This is a genomic window from Amycolatopsis sp. NPDC049252 (assembly GCF_043197175.1).
GTDB lineage: Bacteria > Actinomycetota > Actinomycetes > Mycobacteriales > Pseudonocardiaceae > Amycolatopsis.
Map to the genome: position 1 here is coordinate 1 of NZ_JBICSQ010000083.1, position 15,721 is coordinate 15,721.

Consider the following 15,721-nt stretch of genomic DNA (forward strand, 5'->3'; position numbering starts at 1 on the left):
GACCGCGCCGTCGCGGGTCCGGACCGTCGCGCCGGCGGCCGAAATCGCCTCGTTCAGCGCGGCCGCCTTCGCCTGCATGTCCCGGACCTGCCGGTCGAGCAGCAGCTGGAAGTCTTCACCTGGCCCCAGGTTCGGTTGCACGAATTCGACTCCTCGCCGTCCGGGGAGGCCGCCCACCTGCGGCGACCTGGATTCGGGCAGATTAGCGCACACCGGACGTTCACCCACTGATAGTCGGGGGTATGCCTGCTTTTCTCCTCGTTCTTGCCCGGTTGTGCATCACCCGATGGGGTTGACCCGGAGCGCGGTCCGGGTTGCAGGCTCGGACGCATGACCGAACTGGACTGCTACCGGCCGCTGGGCCGCTCCGGGTTGCGGGTCTCGCCGCTGGCCCTGGGCGCGATGACCTTCGGCACCGGTGCCTTCTGCGCCGGCGACGACACGGCCCGCAAGCTCTTCCGCACCCACGTCGAGCGCGGCGGCAACTTCGTCGACACCGCCGACAACTACGGCGACGGCCGCAGCGAGGAGCTCGTCGGCGAGTTCCTGCGCGACACCGCACGCGACGACCTCGTGCTCGCCACCAAGTACTCCGGGCCCGGATTCCGCGACGGCGGCCCGGTGTCGGATCCCCGGCACCGCAGCAACGGGCGCAAGAACACGGTCGCCTCCCTGGAAGCGTCCCTGCGCCGGCTCGGCGTCGACCACGTCGACCTCTACTGGCTGCACATCTGGGACGGCAGCACGCCGGCCGAAGAGGTGATGGCCGCGTTCGACGAGCTGGTGCGCGCCGGCAAGGTCCGCGCCGTCGGGCTCAGCGACGTCCCGGCCTGGTACGCGACGAAGGCGGCCATGCTGGGCGGCCCGCCGGTGACGGCCCTGCAGCTGGCGTACTCCCTGGTCGAGCGCGCGATCGAGGCGGAGTACGTGCCCCTGGCCCAGGAGTTCGGCACGGCGATCCAGCCGTGGGGTGCCGTCGCCGGCGGTTTCCTCTCGGGCAAGTACACCCGCGACGGCGCGGGCACCGGCCGCCTGGCCGGAGCCGACGTACCGGAGCACCGCTGGGCGATTCTGGACGCCGTCCGCGAGCTCGCGGCCGAGGTGGGCGCGACCCCGGCGCAGGTGGCCCTGCACTGGGTGACCCGCCGGCCGGCGATGCCCGCCCCGCTGATCGGCGCGAGGTCACCGGAGCAGCTGACGGAGAGCCTGGGCGCGCTCGCCCTCGACCTGACGGCCGCTCAGGTGGACCGGCTGACCGAGGTGAGCGAGGTGCCCCTGCCGTTCCCGCACGACGTCTTGAGGCGGCTCAACGCGGGCCTGCCTCGCTAGTGGGTGTGTCAGGCGGCCGGAATCCTCCATCAGACTGCCCGAGTGTGCATGGTGGGGGCGGCTCGGCGACCAGGGCCGCGGCGACGTGGGACGACTGGGTTCGCCTGGAATCGCCGGACACTCCGGCACCGGCCGGAAGCCGCGGGAACGGCCGACACGGCGCCGGAGCCGGCCGGCCCCGCGGAAAACCTGTCCACCGTGGACCGAAAGTGTCCACAGTGGACCGGTCGGGTATCACTCCGCGGGCGCGCCCGCGGTCACCGGGCCGACGGTCAGGGTGTGCGCCTCGGCGGAGTCGTCCACCGGGCCCTGGTTCCAGGGCAGGGTGATCGCCGGGTCGAAGTCGTCGCCGCGCGGGGTGGACGTCGCCGGGGCGGTCACCGTCACGCTCACCGGCGACACCTGGTTCTCCGGGGCCTCGATGCCGGTCCAGTGCAGGAGCATCGACGCGGGCGCGCCGTCGGCGACGGTCACCGGCGGGGCGTCCGCGGCGGCCGGGTCGATGGTCACGGTGACGCCGTCGGCGCCGGTCAGCGTCACCGGGAGCGAGCCGGGGAGGGTGCACGACTCGCCCGGCTTCGCGGTGAACACCACCGAGGCGTAGCGCTGGCCCGCACCGGGTTCGCCGGCGACGAGGGTGGTGTCGACCTGGCTGGAGGCGCAGTTGAAGTCGGTCGGCATCGCGGAGGCGGCCCCGGCCCCGGCGACGGCGGCGGACGCGGCGGCGGCGGTCACGGCGAGGACGGTCACGGTACGGCGGACGCTCGGACGAATGGTCATGAGCTGACCCCTTCCTGTGTCAGGCGGTTCCGGTGAGTCCTTCACCGAACTCCGCGCTCACTAGGAAAGATGCCCCCGACCCGTTCGGGTTAGCTCCGAAGTGGGGTTGCCCGCACAAAAGCAACCCTGGGTGATCTTGAACGTCTTACCTGACGTGGCCCTCAGCCCACCGGCACCCCGCGCACCGCAACCGGTCCCCGGGTCGGGTCCAGCTCGGCGGCCTGGTCCACCCCCGCCGGGGTCAGGACGTCCAAGGCCTTCGGCGCCGTGGCCGGGTCCGCGGTGCACACCGGGGACGTTCCCCCCGCCGCGCACAGGCCGAACGTGTACTGGCCCGCCGTCGGGGTGAAGGGCCGGGCCTGGTCGGGGGAGTTGCCGTCCTGGCCGGTGAGGACCACCGCGAACGTCCAGCCCGCGGCCGGTGTCCCGAACGCCGACTTCGCGACGCTGACCGTGATGTACCGCGTCGCCTGCGAAGCCTGGACCGACGGCGTGGCCAGCGCGGCTCCCGAGGCGTCCACCAGTGACGGGTCGGCGAAGCCCTGGACTTCCAGGCGCCGGCTCCACGCGTCCGCCGGGGCGATCGTGTACGCCCGGGTCGGGAACGGCGGGGCGGTCGACGTCGCCGTCGCGGCCGGGTCGTGCGCGTAGATGGTCAGCAGCTGGGCGCCCAGCGGGGAACCGAACGTCGGGGACAGGTCGCGGACCTGGGCGCGGAACACGAGATTGTTGCCCGAGTCGATGACCTGGAACCGCTGCAGGTCGAACGCGCCGGCGTGGAAGTCGGTCGCGGTCGGGTAGGTGTACGTGCCCGGGCCGTTGTCGTCGCCGTCCGGGTCGGTCCGGTCGAGCAGGACCGTGCCGGTGACGTAGTCCGAGCTGATCGTCCGCTGCGCGTAGCCCGTGCCCGCACCCGTGGCCGTGGCGGTGACGACGTTCGCGCCCAGGGGCGTCGGGACCGTCGCGGTGAACGTTCCCGACGCCGAAGCACGTACCGAAAGGACCGTGGTCGTGCCGGCGTCGGTGGCCGACACGGCCAGGTCGACCTGGCTCCCGGCGGGCGCGGTGCCCGAAACCGCCGCCGTCGCGGTGGACACCGACGCGGGCGCGTCCAGGGTGACCGCCAGCGCGGCGGGCGGGGCGTGGGTGACGTAGCGGGCGCGGACGTCGGCGGGCTGCTCGGGCAGCCTGCCGTCCGCGACGGCCCGGGCCAGGCGGACCGACTGGGACTGCGCCCAGCTCAGCGGCGCGACCGAACCGACCGACTGGCCCGGCGTGAAGCCGATGGAGGCGGTACGCGGGTCCGTGCCGTAGGGCGAGGCCGGCACCGCCGGGTTCTCCCAGATCTGCTCGGGGATCAGCCCGGTCCCGCCGGTCTGCGCCCGCATCGCGCGCAGCAACGCCGCGGCGCCCGCCCGGTCGCCGGTCTGCACGGCCTGCTCACCGCGTTCACCGGCGAGCACCGGCCAGAGGTGCCCGGACCCGGTGTTGGTCGTCGGCCACGGGGTGCCGGTCGGGGCGCAGTTCGTCGGGTCGGGCTCGTAGCAGTCGCCGTAGCCGTCTTCGCTGCCCGGCGCCGACGTGCCGTAGCGGTACCAGCCCGGCCCGGCCGGGGTGTCCCGCTTGATCACGCGGTCGACGACGGCCAGCGACGCGGTGACGTCCGGGTCGTTCGCCGGCAGCACGCCCAGGCGGGTCAGCTCGAGGAACCCGGCGTCGACGACGGCGCGCTGGTCGGCGTCCACCGAGCCGTTGCCCAGGTTGTAGAAGTACTCCGAGTCCGGGTCGCCGTTCTTCGTCAGCCGCAGGAAGTACCGGCCGCCGTAGGGACCGGTGGACGTCACCGTCCAGCCCTTGATGCCGCGCTGGAACCGGTCGGCGGTGGCCCGGTAGACCCGGGCGCGCGCCGGATCGCCGTTGCGGTCGGCGATGACGCCCGCGGCGACGAGCCCGGCGATCTCCGCGGCGATCGTCGAAGGGGAGTAACCGCCCTGTTCTTCCCAGCGTTCCGAGCCGAACGACGGCCCGTGCGCCACCACGAAGTCCGCGGCCGCCCGGATGTGCTCGGTGTAGAGCGTCCGGTCACGGTCCAGGCCGGCCTGCAACGCCATCAGGATCGGGTACGCGCTTTCGTCGAGCTGGTCACCGCCGGAGTCGGGTGCCTTCTTGCCGTTGAGCAGCGAGTTGCGCGGGAACCGGCCGTCCGGCTGCTGCTGGCGCGAGAACAGCCACCGCACACTCGCCCGCGCCGTGTCCCGGTCGCCGGCGGCCAGCAGGCCGGAGAAGCTTTCGTAGAGGTCGCGGGCGAAGATCTCGCGGTAGGAGCCGAAGTAGACCGGCTTGCCGCCCGGCGCGTCGCCCGCGGACACCGCCTGGCCCCACGGGCTGCCGAGGGAGGCGACCACCGCACCGGGGAACGTCTTGTCCTCACTGGCCTTCAGGACGTTGGCCGACTGGTAGTACGCGTCGGAATCCTTGCCCCGCAACGGGTTCAAGCCCTTGTCGTAGTCCTGCCAGCCGCGCGCGTAGTCGCGGTAGCTCTGGTCGAACGGCGTGCGCAGGCTCGCCCCGGCCGTCGCGACGGCCGCCCGCGCGTCGGCGCCGAAACCCAGCGCGAGCACGGCGGGGCGGCGCGGTGCCAGGTCCAGCTGCGCGGTCTGCACCACGTTGCCGTTCACCGCCGACGGTGTCGTGTCGGTGAGGCGGTGGTCGCGGTCCAGCTGGGCCAGCCCGTCACCCGCAGTGCCGGCGAACCCGCTCGAGGTACCGAGGAACCGGTGGTCGGCGCGCAGCGCGGCGGCCAGGGGCGTGCCGTAGTCGCGGGCGGGCGCGCTGGAGACGGTGTTCGTGTCCGCGCTGACCAGCGCGGACGTCGAAGCGTCCACCGTGGCCGTGTCGCCGCCGCCGTTGGCCGCGCCGCCACCGCCGTTGCCGTTGACGCTCGCGTCGAACCGCACGTAGACCTTGAGGTCCCGGCCGGAGTCGCGCAGCGGCTCGAGGCGGGTCCGGATCAGCACGCCGGTGCGCGCCGGGTCGGCCAGGTACTCGGTGACCAGGCGGTACCGGCCGCTGTGCGGGGTCGAGGTCACCTCGCAGGCCATCCCGCCCGCGCTGGTCCGGACCGTGTAGGTCATGTCGCGCGCCTGCAGGTCGGTGAAGCTGCGGCCGTCGGTGACGGCGAACTGCAGCGTTTCGACGTTCGTGTTGTCGATCACCGGCGCGTAGACGTCCGAGAGGACGCCGTTCGCCACGGTGAACCACGCCTTGCTGGTCGTGTTCCGCGCCGTGCCCAGGCAGTCCTTGCGGGCCAGGCCGAAGTGCGAGACGGCGCCCGGCCCGGGGTCGGCGGCGGCCGAGGCCACCGGGGCGGGCAGGAGGGTGGCGGCGGCCAGCACCGCGCACAGCACCACGGACGACGTCGACCGAGTCATCAGGACATCCGATCACGCCCGCGAGCCGCGCACCAGGTCCGAACGCACCAGGCTCGCGGTGAACCGCTGATTGAGAACCCCGGCACGTGGGTAGCAATCCCACAGTCCCCCGAGGAGGTGAATGTGGAAGAGCACGGATCGGACGGGTGGCGCTACCGCGGCACCATCACCCCACGCACGCTGCCGGGTCTGCGCCGCCATCTCATGTCGTGGCTGCGCCGGAGGGCCGGCGACGAAGTGAGCAGGCAGGCCGAAGACGTCGTGCTGGCCTCCTGGGAGGCCATGGCGAACGTGCTGGACCACGCCTACGAAGGCCGGCCGGGACAGATCGACGTCCGGGCCCGGATCGACGACCAGGTGCTGATCATCACGATCGCCGACGAGGGCAGCTGGCAGGCACTGGAGGAGAAGGGCGGCCGCGGTCGTGGCCTGCGCCTGATCCAGGCGCTGGTGGACGGCCTCGACCTGCGCTCGACCGACGACGGCACGGTCATGACGCTCACCTGGCCGTTCCCGGTCCGGCGGAGCGCGTAAGACCGGGTCAGCCCGGCGAGCCCCCGGCGGACAGCTCCGCGACGAACCGGGTCGCGACGTCCCGCAGCTTCACGTTGCTGCGCTGGGACTCGGTGATGAGGCGTTGCATGGCTTCGTCGGCGGTGATCCGGTGCACGGCCATCAGGATGCCCTTGGCCTGCTCGATCACCGCCCGCGATCTCATCGCCGCCTCGAGCTCGACGGCCCGCTGCCGGGCGTTGCGGTAGCGGCGGGTCGTGCGCAGCCCGAACGTCACGATCGTGGTGTAGAGCTTCAACAGCTGGGAGTCGGTTTCGGCGAACCCGTGGTCGCCGTGGCCGAACAGGTTCAGGGCGCCGCCGAGGTGCTCGTCGACGCGCAACGGCGCGGCGAGGTAGCTGCCCACCCCGATGCTCGTGGCGTACTCGGTGAACTCCGGCCACACGCGCCCGGCCGTGGCGAGCGGTACCCGGACGATCTCGCCGGTCGCCGCCGCCTGCAGGCACGGGCCCTCACCCGCCGTGTACTGGATGCCGTCGATCTTGACGGCGCGGTCGTCGGTGGCGGCCGCGGTCTCGGGCTCGCCGTCGCGGATCGCGGTGATGCTCGCCATGTCGGCGCCGGGAACGGCGCGGACGGCTTCCGCGCAGACGACTTCGAGGATCTCTTCGGCGGGTTCGGTCTCCAGGGCGCCGGTGAGATTCGCCATGGCGTCGGTCAGCTCGTCGAGGTCCTCGGCCGGGATCGGCGCACCGGTCATGCTCATCTCCGTCCGGGCGGCTGCGGTCAGTGTCGAACCGCTGCTGCTTCAACGGATCCGGCGAAACCCTACCCGCGCCGGTCGCGTCTTCCGCAACACCGGGCCCGGTACGACGGTGGCACCGGCCCGGGCTCGCTGCTGAACACCGTGGGTTGGTTGCCGGGAAGCCACCTCGCGACCGCCGGCAGTGCAACCCACCCTCCAGCCGTCGCTGCCCTTCGCGTACCCAGGCGGGGTGGGTCCCAACCCCCGCGGGCTCAGCGGATCGTGACCTTCGCGACCCGGGTGAGGCCCGAGACCTGCAGGACGCGGGTGAGCAGCCGCGCCGCCACCAGGCGCAGGTCGTGCGCGTCCGCGCGGTCGAACAGCACCGCGACCCCCGCGCTGTCGAGGTAGGTCACCGCGGTGAGGTCGACCGTGACGGCGGTACCCGCCGCCAGCTCGCGGTCGATCGCGGAGCCGAACTCCGCGGCGTTGCTCATGTCGATCTCGCCGGTCACGGTCAGGATCCGGTCACCTTCGTCGCCCGGACCGGGGACCAGCGTGAGTGCCGTCGTCACGAACCGATTCTCCATTCCAGGGTGACGGTGGTGCCCTCGGTGTCGTGCCGGATGGTGACCGCGTCGGCCAGCGCCTCCATCATCGGCATGCCGCGCCCGCGCAGCACGTGGTTGTCCGGCGGCGGCTGCTTCCAACGGCCGTGGTCGGCGACCGTGACGACCAGGTGCGCGCCCGTGAGCCGCACGGACAGCTGCGCGTTCGGCCCGGTCCCGCCGGTGTAGGCGTGCTCGACGGCGTTGGCGCAGGCTTCACCCGCGGCGACGAGCACGTCCTGCTCGAGGTCCTCGCCGAGGCCGGCGTTGGCCAGCCAGGCCCGCAGCCAGTGCCGGGTCGAGGCGAGGCTCTCCGGGTGCGCCTCGAACTCCATGGTCAGCGGCGGCACGGTCCGGCGGTAGAGCAGCAGCGCGACGTCGTCCTCGTAGCCGTCGGCCGGCCGCAGCGAGCTCATCAGCGTGCTCGCCAGGTCGGAGAGCTCGGCGTCGTGCGCGTCGTGGGCGACCCCGGTCGCGCGGTCGATGCCGTCGTCGAGCGGCTCACGGCGGCGTTCGACCAGCCCGTCGGTGTAGAGCATCAGCAGCGAGCCGATGGGGACGATCGCGGTGGCCTCCGGCCGGGCCTCGGGGACCCGCACCGCGAGCGGGACGCTGCCGCCCGCGTCGAGCGACTCGGCCGTGCCGTCCGGGTGGATCAGGGTCGCGGGCGGGTGCCCGGCGCTGCTGTAGGTGAGGGTGCCGGTGGCCGGGTCGAGAACCCCGCAGAAGACGGTGGTGCACAGGGCGTCCGGCACCTGGCGGGCGAAGCGGTCCAGCGCGGTCAGGGTGTGCGACGGGCTGCCGGCCTCGAGCAGCAGCGCCCGGCAGGCGCTGCGCAGCTGGCCCATCACCACCGCCGCGGACAGGCCCCGGCCGACGCAGTCGCCGACCACGATGCCGATGCGGTCGTCGTCGAGGGGGATCACGTCGTACCAGTCACCGCCGACCTCCAGCGGCGGCGTCGCCGGTTCGTAGCGCACCGCGAACCCGTCCGGCAGCCCGGCGGGGCCGAGGATCGAGCGCTGCAGGGCGAGGGCGACCTCGCGCTGCCGGTCGTCGCGGTGGGCGCGGCGCAGGGCGTGCGCGAGCGTGCCGGCCAGCAGGGCCAGCAGCGTCTGGTCCTCGGTGCCGAGCGGCCGCCCGGCCGCGGGCTCCACCCAGAGCGTCAGCTGCCCGTCGGGGTGGTCGAGGGTGGTGCCGACGGCCGGCCCCGCCGGTGCCGCGTGCAACGCGGGCAGCGAGCGGATCCGGTCGAGCGTCGCGCGCACCGGCGCGGCGAGCCCGGTCCACCGCCGGTCGGCGGGGTCGGTGGAGACCAGCTCGGGTTCGCCGGTGCGGGGCCAGGTCACGGCGAGCACCCGCTCGGCCCGCCACAGGTCGCGCAGCAGCGCCAGCGCGGCGTCGAGGACGTCCGGGACGCCGCTCAGTCCGGCGAGACGCTGGTTCATGGCCGCGAGCGCGCTTTCCCGCTGCACCGCGTAGCGCTCCGCGGTGACGTCGCGGAGCGTGCCGACGAGCCGTCGGCGGCCTTCGTCGTCGTGCAGCTCGCTGTACGACGTCGCCACCCAGACCCGGTGCCCGTCGCGGTGGCGCATCGGCAGCACGAAACCGCCGGCCGGCTCCGCCCGGGCCCGGGCGATGGCGTCCAGCACCTGCTGGTGCCCCTGGGGATCGGCGTCCGCGGTCGGCAGCCAGGGGAACGGCTGGGTGTAGGGCAGGCCGTCCGCGCCGTACCCCAGCAGCTCGGTGAACGCGGTGTTGATCTCGACGATCCGCCCGTCGGCGTCACCGACGAAGAACCCCTCCTGCAGCGAGTCGATCATCGCCGCGCGCCACCGCGTGTGCTGCGTGCGCAACCGGGCGAGCTGGATCGTGGTGCGGACCCTGGCGAGCAGTTCCCGCGCGGAGAACGGCTTCACGAGGTAGTCGTCGGCGCCGGCGGCCAGCCCGTCGACCGCGGCCTCCTGACCGGCCCGCGCCGAGAGCAGCAGCACGGGGACGGCGGCCGTGCGCGAGTCGCCGCGCAGGTGCGCCAGCAGCTCCAGGCCGTCCATCCGGGGCATCATCACGTCGCTGACGATCAGGTCCGGCGGGTCGGCGGCCGCGGCGGCCAGCGCCTCGACGCCGTCGCGCACGGACGTCACGGCGTACTCGTCGCGCAGCAGCCGGGTGAGGTAACCGCGCATGTCGGCGTTGTCGTCGGCGACCAGCACCCGCGCGCCCGCCGGCCCGGCCGGGACGGCCTCGCCGGCCGGCTCGTCGTCCGGTCCGGGCAGCCAGCGCAGGGCTTCGGCGACGAACGGTTCCACGGTCTCCGCGGCGATCCCGGCGCGCGCGGGCCCGGGGGCGAGCTGGTCGGCGGGCAGGTGCCGGGTACCCAGCGGCAGCCGGATGCGGAACGTCGTGCCGGCGCCGGGGGAGCTTTCCGCGGTGATGTCGCCGCCGTGCATCCCGACCAGCTCGCGCACCAGCGCCAGGCCGATCCCGCTGCCCTCGTTCGAGCGCGCCCGCGCCGAGGGGATCCGGTGGAACCGCTCGAACAGCCGGGGGATCTCCTCGGCGGCGACGCCGATCCCGGTGTCGGACACGGTCACCACGGCGTGGCCGCCGTCGCGGCCGGTGTGCACCCGGATGGTGCCGTCGAAGGTGTACTTGACCGCGTTGGACAGCAGGTTGAGGACGACCTTCTCCCACATCCCGCGATCGACGTGCACCGGCTCGCCCAGGGACTCGCCGCCGACCTCGAACGCCAGCCCGGCCCGCTCGACGGCCGCGCGGAACACGCTCGCCAGCTCCGCGGTGAACTCCGGGAGGTCGACCGGCTCGAACCGGGCCTGCATCCGGCCCGCCTCGATCCGGGAGAAGTCGAGCAGGTTGTTCACCAGCCGCCCGAGGCGCACGGCGTTGCGGTGGATGACTTCGATTTCCTCACGCACCACCGGATCCGCGTCGCCGAGCGCGTCCCGCAGCTCGGCCGCGGGCCCCATGATCAGCGTGAGCGGCGTCCGGAACTCGTGGCTGACGTTGGAGAAGAACGTCGTCTTCGCCACGTCCAGCGCGGCCAGCTCCTCGGCGCGCTCCTGCTGGACCTGGTAGGCGACGGCGCCGTTGACCAGCGCCGTGGTCTGCTGGGCGACCAGCCCGAGGAACGTCCGGTAGGACTCGTCGACGGCGTGCCCGGCGCTCGCGGCGAGCACGATCACCCCGGTGGCCGGGCCGCCCGCGTCCCCTGGCAGCGGCAGGACCATCGCTTCGGCGGGTGGTTCGGACCACTCGCCCGACGGCAGCTCGCCGAACTTCCCGGTCAGGCCGGACACGGTCCGCGGGACGCCGTCGGCGAGCACCTCCGCCAGCGGCCAGCCGTCCGCGTCCCCGGAACCGCCGGGGGTGACGGCGGCGAGGGCGAGGTCGTCGGTGCCCGGGCGGCGGACGTGGATCGCGGCGTACGGGACGTCGGCCCCGGCGCGGCCCAGCACGTCGGCCACCAGCTCGCACGCTTCGGCGACGGTGCGGGCGATCCCGGCCCGCGCGCCCAGCTCGCGCAGCGCGGCGAGCCGGCGTTCGCCGATCACGCGCTCGGTGGTGTCGGTGACTGCGGTGAACACGGCCCGGACCGCCCCGCTGTCGTCGTGGACCGGGCTGTAGGAGTACGTCCAGTACGTCTCTTCCCAGTAGCCGTGCCGGTTCATCGGCAGCAGCATGTCCTCCGACCACGTCGCCTCGCCGGTGGCCAGCACGCCGTGCAGCATCGGGCCGACGATGTGCCAGATGTCGCCCCAGACCTGCTCACCCGGCTTGACGAGCGCCGGGTGCTTGGTGCCGAGCAGCGGCAGGTAGGCGTCGTTGTAGAGGAGCCGCAGATCGGGTCCCCACCAGACGATCATCGGGAAGCGGGACGTCAGGCAGATCCGCACCGCCGTCCTCAGGCTCGACGGCCAGTCCTCCGGGCGGCCCAGTGGTGACGAAGCCCAGTCGAACTCCCGCATCCGCGCCGCCATCCGGCTGGTTCCGGGGAACATGCCGGGAAACGCGGGACGGTGGGATTCCTCGGCGACGGTCATCACTCTCCCGGATCGGGGCCCCGGGGAAGCCTACCCGGGCGCCGCCGGGCGCGCCGGTCGCCGTCACCCCGGCGTGACGCCGCCGGACCAGCTCATGGTGATCGTCGTGCCGTCTTCGCGGTGCACCTGGGCGCACTGGTCGGCGAGGCTGTCGATGAGCAGGAGCCCGCGGCCCCGCAGGCCGTTCGTCGGCACGGGGGCCTGCCAGCTCCCGTAGTCGGTGACGGTGACGGTCAGCCGTCCCGCCAGCGATTCGGCCCGCACGTCGACGTAGCCGGCTTCCCGGTCGCGGTAGGCGTGTTCGGCGGAGTTGGCCATCGCTTCGTAGCCGGCGAGGACGACGTCCTCCGCGCGTTCGTCGCCCAGGCCGAGGGTGCGCACCCAGTCGGCCAGCGCCTCGCGCAGCTCCGGCAGCCGGTCGGCGAGCGCGACCGTGCGCCGGTGGAACGAAGCCGGGGAGGTGGGGGCGTCCGGGGGGAGGGGGTCTGTCATGTGCCGTCCTCTCCGCGGTGACGCACGTGGATCAGCGCGATGTCGTCGTCGTGTCGCCCGTGCGTGAGTTCCTCGACGAGGGCGTCCCACGCCGCGTCGAGGTCGGTCGCGGCCAGCAGTCCCGGGATGCCCGCCAGCAGCCACTCGATGCCCAGGGTGAGGTCGCGGGTGCGGCTCTCGACCAGGCCGTCGGTGTAGAGCACCAGGTCGGCGCCCGGCGGGAAGGTGGTGCTGCGCTGGGGGAACACCGAGCCGACGCCCAGCGGCTGCGCCAGCGCCTCCCCGAGCTGCTCCACCTCGGCGCCGGGCCGGATCAGGATCGCCGGCAGGTGCCCGGCGTTCGCGTAGGTCAGCGTGCCGTCCGGGTGGTGGACGGCGTAGAAGCAGGTGACGAAGCTCGCGCCGAACAGCCCGCCGGTCAGCTCCGAGACGTTCCGCAGCACCTCCGACGGCGTCAGCTCCAGCAGGGCGTAACACCGGATCGCCGTGCGGACCTGCGCCATCACGGTCGCGGCGGTGACACCGTGGCCGACGACGTCGCCGATCACGAACGCGGTCGCGCCGGAGGGGAGCCGGATCACGTCGAACCAGTCGCCGCCGATCTTCGTGCCGGTGGCCGCGGGCAGGTACCGGGTGAGCACGCGGAGGCCGGGGATCTCCGGCGCGACCGGCAGCATGCTGCGGGACAGCTCGCTGACGAGGGTGCGTTCCCGCTCGTAGAGGCGGGCGTTGTCCAGCGCGATGGCGGTGTACCCGGCGATGCCCTCGGCGAGGTACTCGTGCCGTTCGGTGAACCGGCCGGTTTCGGGGTGGCCGAAGAAGAAGCCGCCCAGCACCTCCCCGGTGGTCGGGCTGATCGCCGACACCGCCAGGTAGCTGCGGACCGGCAGGTGCCCCTCGGGCATCCCGCGGTAGGGCGCGTTCTTCCCGAACCGCGGGTCCGCGGTGATGTCGGGGCTGCGGACGGTACCGGTGCCGTCGAAGGTCGGGCCGAACACCGCGGTGTTGCGCGGCATCGGGAACCGCTCGAACGCCTCCCGCGGCACCCCCGAGAGCGTGTAGAGCGTGTACGACTCGCCGACATCGTTGACGAGGTTGTAGAAGAACGCGCCGAAGCCCGCGCCGGTCGCCTTGGTCGCGGCGTCGGTCGCGTCCTGCACGATCCGGCCGAGGTCCAGCTGGGCGGTCAGCTGACGGCCGACCGAGTGCAGCGCGTCGATCACCGCGGCGTCACCCTGCAGCCGCAGCACGGTGTCCGCGAGGTCGGCGGTGGCGGCCTGGACGGCGGCGGCGACGGCCTCGGGCAGGCCGCCGACCTCGGCGCCGGTGTAGACCAGCGTGCCGCCGTCGTGACCGCCGGTGACGGCGACCGCGGCGGTGACCGCCCGGCCCGGCAGCAGGCCCGCCAGCACCGCGGGTTCGGTCACGGCCGCCGTGACGCCGTCGCCGAGCAGGGCACGGGCCTCGGCCGGGCCCAGCGGCCTCAGCTCGGTGCCCACCGGCTTGCCCGCCCCGTCGACGAAGGCCCGGCGCACGGCGTCGAGTACGGCGTCGAAGTGGGGCGGGGGCGGCATCAGGGACCCAGCGCGTCGGTCAACGACGGGAAGATGGCGAGCTCGTCGGTCAGCCGCGTCAGCTCCAGCGGGCGCAACGTGATCCGGTCGTTCGCCACCACCCGCAGCGGCGCCGTCCCGGAGTCGCCGCGGTGCGCCCGCACGAGCTCGGCCATCCCGGCCGAGGCCAGGAAGGTGACGTCGGTCAGGTCGATGACCAGCACGGCCGGTTGCTGCCGGGAAGCGCGGTCGGCGAACTGCCGCAGCTTCGGCGCGAGGGCGAGGTCGAGGGCGCCACTCACCCGGAGCACCGCCGCGCCGTCGCGGTGCTCCAGGACGACGGTGCCCGCAGCACTCGCGTCCGTTTCGGCCATGGTCACCATCCTGCCTGTTCGCGGGCGCGACGCAAACCCGGAGGGTGCTGACGCGGCGGGAGCGCGGTGCTACGGGCATGATTGGTCCTGGTTGAGCAGACAGCCTTCGTGATCAAGCGCGCCCGCCGGAGGTTCCGGCGGCGTCGCCGAGGGCGGGAGAGACACCATGACCGAGAACACCCACACTGCGGGCTCTCCGGCTGCTGTGCCATTCGGGGCGTTCAGGATCGCCCGAACGGAGCAGGACGGCGCGGTCGTCCTCGACGTCTCCGGGGACGTCGACACCACCACCGCGCCCGCCGTGGTCCAAGCCGCGGACGAAGTACTGGCCGCGGCGCCGAGACTGCTCGTCCTCGACCTGAGCAACGTCGAGTTCCTGGCGTCGCCGGGGCTGACCGCGCTGCTGATGATCCACCGCAACGCCGGGCCGGGCACCGCGGTGCGGATCGTCGCGACCGGCCGGGCGACCCTGCGGCCGATCCAGCTGACCGGTCTCGAGGACAGCCTTTCGCTGTTCCCGACGCGGGAGGCGGCGCTGACGGCGCCGTGACCGCGGCTTCAGCGGGCGTGGCGGTGGACCACGAGCAGGGCGACGTCGTCCTGCGCCGGCCGGGAGCCGATCATCGTGGCCATCACCCGGGCGCAGACGCGCTCGGGTTCCCCGGCCCGGATCGTGGCCGCGAGCTCGGTCATGCCGTCGTCCACCGGCCGGTCCCGGCGTTCGACGAGACCGTCGGTGTAGAAGGCGAGCGCCCCGTCGAGCGGCAGCTCGACGACGGTGGTGCGCCGCTCGGGCCGGCCGAGGGACAGCCCGATCGGCGGGTCGACGGGCGCCGTCACGAGTTCGCCCGGCTCACCCGGGCGCGCCAGCACCGGCGGCAGGTGCCCGGCCAGCGACAGCCGCAATGAATCCCGCCCCGGGTCGATGATCGCGTAGGCGACGGTGGCCATCGCGCCGTGCTCGAAGTGGTTGGCCTTGCGGTCGAGCTTGCCGAGCGTCTCGGCCGGGTCGTCGCAGTCGAGGGCGTAGGCGCGCAGGGCGCTGCGCAGCCGTCCCATGATCACGGCCGCCTCGAGGCCGTGCCCGGAGACGTCGCCCATCACGACGCCGACGCGGTCGCCCGGCAGCGCGAAGAGGTCGTACCAGTCGCCGCCGAGGCCCGTCTCCGCGCCGGGCACGTACCGGGCGGCGAAGGCGAGGCCGGGCAGGTCGGGCAGGACGTCCGGCAGCAGGCTGCGCTGCAACGCCATCGTCGCGGCGCGGTTCTCCTCGAGTGCCTCCACCTGGATCGCCATGGCGAGCCGGTCGGCGAGCAGCTGCAGGGTGCCGGTCTCGGCCTCGGTGAACCGCCGTTCCCGGACCGACCCGACGTGCAGCACGCCGACCAGGTCGGCGCCGACGACCATCGGCACGCCGAGCATGGCGCGCAGGCCGCGTTCCCACAGCAGGGAGTTCACGACGGTGGTCTCGTCGACGTGGTCGAGCACGACGGGTTCGCGGTCGAGGGCGACCCGGCCGGCGAACCCGGTGCCGACCGGCACGCGCACCCCCTGGTGGACCTCTTCTTCGATGCCCGCGGCCGCGATCGCCACGAGCTGCTGCCCACCCGCCTGGTACCGCAGCACGGTCGCGGTGTCGACCTGCAGCACCTCGCGGACGCGGTCCAGCGTCTCGGTCAGCACGGCGGCGAGCGCGAGGTGGCCGGAGGGGGCGCCGATGATCTCCTCCAGCAGCTGCAGCCGGTCCTGGCCGTCGAGGCTCCGCGACATGGACCGACCCTAGCCGGACGTCCTGGGCGGGCCCAACCATCCCGCGTTTCGGTGGCGGGGGTCCG

12 protein-coding genes are annotated in these 15,721 nt (G+C 73.6%); 3 read left to right on the top strand and 9 right to left on the bottom strand.

What is annotated here, in order from left to right; all coding sequences use genetic code 11:
- Nucleotides 1–330: 330 nt before the first annotated feature.
- The gene (locus ACGFMK_RS41460) at nt 331–1,329 is read left to right on the top strand and encodes an aldo/keto reductase (protein ID WP_392775060.1); all 999 of its coding nucleotides are present in this window, start codon (nt 331–333) and stop codon (nt 1,327–1,329) included.
- A gap of 234 nt (nt 1,330–1,563) precedes the next feature.
- Here ACGFMK_RS41460 and ACGFMK_RS41465 read toward each other — a convergent pair whose 3' ends face one another.
- Nucleotides 1,564–2,109: a DUF4232 domain-containing protein gene (locus ACGFMK_RS41465; protein ID WP_392775062.1), complete on the bottom strand. Its 546-nt coding sequence runs from the start codon at nt 2,107–2,109 to the stop codon at nt 1,564–1,566.
- A gap of 161 nt (nt 2,110–2,270) precedes the next feature.
- Nucleotides 2,271–5,540, bottom strand: coding sequence for a glucodextranase DOMON-like domain-containing protein (locus ACGFMK_RS41470; protein ID WP_392775064.1), 3,270 nt, complete (start codon nt 5,538–5,540; stop codon nt 2,271–2,273).
- Between the two features lie 123 nt (nt 5,541–5,663).
- Between ACGFMK_RS41470 and ACGFMK_RS41475 the strand changes: the two genes are divergently transcribed.
- Nucleotides 5,664–6,074: an ATP-binding protein gene (locus tag ACGFMK_RS41475; RefSeq protein WP_392775066.1), complete on the top strand. Its 411-nt coding sequence runs from the start codon at nt 5,664–5,666 to the stop codon at nt 6,072–6,074.
- 7 nt (nt 6,075–6,081) lie between these two features.
- On the opposite strand, the gene ACGFMK_RS41480 is transcribed toward ACGFMK_RS41475, so the two are convergent.
- The 6 genes from ACGFMK_RS41480 to ACGFMK_RS41505 all read right to left on the bottom strand — a co-directional run bounded on the left by ACGFMK_RS41480 (nt 6,082) and on the right by ACGFMK_RS41505 (nt 13,886).
- Nucleotides 6,082–6,813: an ANTAR domain-containing protein gene (locus ACGFMK_RS41480; protein WP_392775067.1), complete on the bottom strand. Its 732-nt coding sequence runs from the start codon at nt 6,811–6,813 to the stop codon at nt 6,082–6,084.
- Between the two features lie 257 nt (nt 6,814–7,070).
- Entirely contained in the window at nt 7,071–7,373 is a 303-nt protein-coding gene (locus ACGFMK_RS41485) for an STAS domain-containing protein (RefSeq protein ID WP_392775068.1), read from the bottom strand.
- Complete coding sequence (locus tag ACGFMK_RS41490) at nt 7,370–11,467, bottom strand: SpoIIE family protein phosphatase (protein ID WP_392775070.1); 4,098 nt, start codon at nt 11,465–11,467, stop codon at nt 7,370–7,372. The genes ACGFMK_RS41485 and ACGFMK_RS41490 overlap by 4 nt, the downstream gene beginning before the upstream one ends.
- A 63-nt stretch (nt 11,468–11,530) precedes the next feature.
- Nucleotides 11,531–11,959, bottom strand: coding sequence for an ATP-binding protein (locus ACGFMK_RS41495; protein WP_392775071.1), 429 nt, complete (start codon nt 11,957–11,959; stop codon nt 11,531–11,533).
- A complete protein-coding gene (locus ACGFMK_RS41500; RefSeq protein ID WP_392775073.1) occupies nt 11,956–13,533 on the bottom strand; it encodes a PP2C family protein-serine/threonine phosphatase in 1,578 nt (525 codons plus the stop codon). Before ACGFMK_RS41500 ends, ACGFMK_RS41495 begins: the two co-directional genes overlap by 4 nt.
- Nucleotides 13,533–13,886: an STAS domain-containing protein gene (locus ACGFMK_RS41505; protein WP_392775075.1), complete on the bottom strand. Its 354-nt coding sequence runs from the start codon at nt 13,884–13,886 to the stop codon at nt 13,533–13,535. The genes ACGFMK_RS41500 and ACGFMK_RS41505 overlap by 1 nt, the downstream gene beginning before the upstream one ends.
- A 166-nt stretch (nt 13,887–14,052) precedes the next feature.
- On the opposite strand from ACGFMK_RS41505, the gene ACGFMK_RS41510 reads away from it, so the two are divergent.
- Nucleotides 14,053–14,436 (top strand): STAS domain-containing protein, encoded by a 384-nt coding sequence (locus ACGFMK_RS41510; RefSeq protein ID WP_392775077.1) that lies wholly within the window; start codon nt 14,053–14,055, stop codon nt 14,434–14,436.
- A gap of 8 nt (nt 14,437–14,444) precedes the next feature.
- Here the strand turns inward: ACGFMK_RS41510 and ACGFMK_RS41515 are convergent, their stop codons facing one another.
- Complete coding sequence (locus ACGFMK_RS41515) at nt 14,445–15,656, bottom strand: PP2C family protein-serine/threonine phosphatase (RefSeq protein ID WP_392775079.1); 1,212 nt, start codon at nt 15,654–15,656, stop codon at nt 14,445–14,447.
- Between the last annotated feature and the right edge of the window lie 65 nt (nt 15,657–15,721).